Annotated in this window: 3 protein-coding genes; 2 read left to right on the top strand and 1 reads right to left on the bottom strand. The window is 47.7% G+C overall.

Going from position 1 to position 3,146, the window contains the following annotated elements; translation table 11 throughout:
- Window positions 1-540: MFS transporter (locus Q7V06_RS07160; RefSeq protein ID WP_304840047.1), on the bottom strand; the 540-nt coding region annotated here is incomplete at its 3' end.
- Window positions 541-886: 346 nt separating this feature from the next.
- Here Q7V06_RS07160 and preA point away from each other — a divergent pair.
- Together preA and Q7V06_RS07150 are read left to right on the top strand one after the other, a co-directional pair.
- The gene (gene preA / locus Q7V06_RS07155) at window positions 887-2,095 is read left to right on the top strand and encodes an NAD-dependent dihydropyrimidine dehydrogenase subunit PreA (RefSeq protein ID WP_304840045.1); all 1,209 of its coding nucleotides are present in this window, start codon (window positions 887-889) and stop codon (window positions 2,093-2,095) included.
- Window positions 2,096-2,193: 98 nt separating this feature from the next.
- Window positions 2,194-3,146, top strand: a 953-nt coding sequence (locus Q7V06_RS07150; protein WP_304840043.1) for a ribonuclease catalytic domain-containing protein, incomplete at its 3' end; no start/stop codon positions are given.

Genomic DNA, 3,146 nt, shown 5'->3' with positions numbered 1-3,146 from the left:
GAGAAAAACGAGTGCTGTCACGAATGGTTCCCATCCAACCGTCTCAATGATCAGAAAACCCGCTATGAGAGGAGCGAGGAGACACCCTATTGCCTGGAAGATCTGCAAAACACCAAATTTGGAGGATAAGTTTTCTTTTGGGATATATCTGCTGAAAAAATCAAGTGTTCCGAAGCTTTTCAGGTCATAATAAAAACCCCACAAAATCATAGCTGCCACAAAAAAGAAGAACGAATGTGCGCTCCAGACGATAAAAATGTAGAGGGTGCTAACGAGAAACATAACAATAAAGAGTCTCCTATAAAAAGCCTTTTTGAAAATTTTATAGATGACAAAGTCAAAAAAAGCACCGGATATTGCTGCTGTAGAGAAGATTATTCCGACAAGGGTTTTAGAATAACCCAGTTCAAGCACCACAAGCGGGATTAAATACGTAATAATACCGTCAAAAAGCATGAAAAAGAGAATCATCATGCAGAAAAGGTCGAAAATGGGGTTTCTGGTTGAATAGAGCTTTTTAATATATGATCCCGGACTCATAATGCATTACCTTTGAGTATACACTCAGTTGTCTCTGATATGGACACCCAATCGTTCTTCTCACGTACTCTCTGAATACTTTGTATGGTCAGCATTCGAATCGGAATTGATCCGGCTTCTCATACAACCGTACTCCTTGCAATACGATTGTAATCTCAGGCAGATTCTGCAATCCGGAGATCCAACTAATTCAGTCTATACAAAGTACTGTAAAAGTACTATTAAATTGTAGCCTTGCGGTCTTTAGACTCCGGTAGCAAGCCCCCTTCTTTTCGTGGGGGTAGTTGACGGATAGTACATAGAGTCTTTCTTTATGAACAACATCCATCTATTTAGTGATACACTCATGCAGGACTCTTCCCTTCTGACAACAACTCTCGGCTCTCTCACTCTCAAGAATCCCTTCCTCCTCTCATCTGCCCCATCAACAGCTAACGGAGAGATGATCCGCCGGGCATTTAAAGCCGGGTGGGGTGGTGCCGTCATAAAAACGATCACCCCTGATGATATGCCAATTCGGGATGTATCACCTCGTTTTAGTGCCTGGAAAGGTGATTGTAATGAACTCCTCGGATTTGAGAACATTGAGCTGCTGAGCAAACATAGCGTCTCTTACTGGATGGATGAGATTAAGGCGATAAAGAAGGAGTATCCCGAACACCAACTGATCGCCAGTATCATGGGATCGACTGATCCGATCTCCTGGCAGAATCTCGCAGAGGTCGTGCAGGATGCCGGGTGTGATGCGATCGAGATGAACGTATCCTGCCCCCATGGTATGCCTGAAGCCGGAATAGGCGCTGCTATCGGTCAGAATCCTCAGATGGTTCAGGAACTCACAAAGATGGTCGTAGCTGTATCAGATGTTCCGGTCTATGTCAAACTCACCCCAAACGTCACTGATATTGGTCATATTGCCCGGTCTGCAGCTCTTGGGCGAGCTGATGGCATCTCCGCTATAAACACTGTCGGTTGTATGATTGGTGTTGATATCGAGACCTTTGAGCCGCGTCCGAATGTACATGGGAGATCGACATATGGTGGCTACTCAGGGCCTGCAATTAAACCGATTGGTCTTCGGATGGTGTCAGAGATAGCCAGAACGGTCCCTCTCCCTATCATGGGGATTGGGGGGATCAGCCGGTGGGAGGATGCCGTTGAATATATCCTCCTTGGTGCATCTGCGGTCCAAGTCTGTACTGCGGTCATGTGGAACGGGTATGGAATCGTGAGAGAGATGAAGAAAGGGCTCACCGAATACCTGGCAAGAAGAGGGTACTCCTCCCCCGAAGAACTCAGGGGTAAAACGCTATCACGGCTCTCAAGCCATCAGGCACTTGACCGGTTCGTTTGTATCCGCCCTGTTGTACGTAATCCCGGAGCTTGTATCCGTTGCGGGAGATGTGCTATCGCCTGCCGGGATGGGGGTTATTCAGCAATCCAGATGAAAAAAGAAGGGATCGAAATCGATAACGGTTCTTGTGACGGGTGCGGCCTCTGCATACTGGTCTGCAGTACTAAAACACTCACCGCAGAATTATGCTCTCATAAGTAAAGGGACGTCACGTGCGATGATTCTATGCCGGAAGTGACCGGATAAAAACAATCAGACAACAGACAGATTCATCAGTCTGTCTGCCACACTCACATCTTATGCAGGATATTGTCAGGCCGGATCTCTTTGCCATCGCAGACCGGGCGATGGAGCGCTATGGTTTCATCCCCGGGTTTCCCGATTCGGTGATTCGTCACGTACATGCAATCAGGGAGGATATATCACCTGAAGATGCAGTCGATCTCAGGCATCTCCTCTGGTCATCCATCGACAACTTCGACTCAATGGATCTCGACCAGATCGGGTACTGTAAAAAGGGACCTGATGGGACAATTCATGTCCTTGTCGCAATTGCTGATGTCGATCACTATGTCGTACAAGGCTCCCCTGTTGATCGGCACGCAGCAAAACACGGAACGTCAATCTATACCGGTATCGTCACGTATCCGATGCTCCCGGACCGATTATCGGCAGATATCTCTTCCCTCCTCCCCGAAAAAGACAGAATGGCAGTCGTCATTGAATATACTGTTCTCCCGGATGGAACCACCAGATCAGGTGGTGTGTATCGGGCAGTTGTCCGGAACAAAGCGAAATTAATCTACGAAGAGATCGGGGACTGGCTTCTTGGGATCGCTCCTCCACCGGAACCTGTCCGAAGTAATCCGGATCTTATGGAGCAGCTCCTTCTTCAGCATGATGCTGCTGAACGAATGAAGGAGAATCGGGCAGAACAGGGTGTTCTTGATCTTGAGACGATTGAGGCCACTCCGGTGATGAAAGATGGAATGGTCGTCGGCCTCTTTGTTTCAGAGGATAACCCTGCCCACTCACTCATTGAGGAATTCATGATAGCAGCCAACAGAACGGTTGTTGCTTTCCTTGCAGAGAGGTCATCATCGGTGATTCAGCGGATCGTCCGGACACCCCGGAATTGGGAAGGGATTGTATCTGAAGCAGCAGCCCGCCATATGAAGCTTCCAAAACAACCGGATGCAAAAGCACTTGCAAAATTTCTCCTTGCACAGAAGAGATCCAATCCTGAGTCCTT

It is taken from the genome of Methanocalculus sp., from assembly GCF_030651615.1.
GTDB lineage: Archaea > Halobacteriota > Methanomicrobia > Methanomicrobiales > Methanocorpusculaceae > Methanocalculus.
Note: the sequence above shows the minus strand (reverse complement) of the source record. Positions and strands in the feature narration are given on the sequence as shown.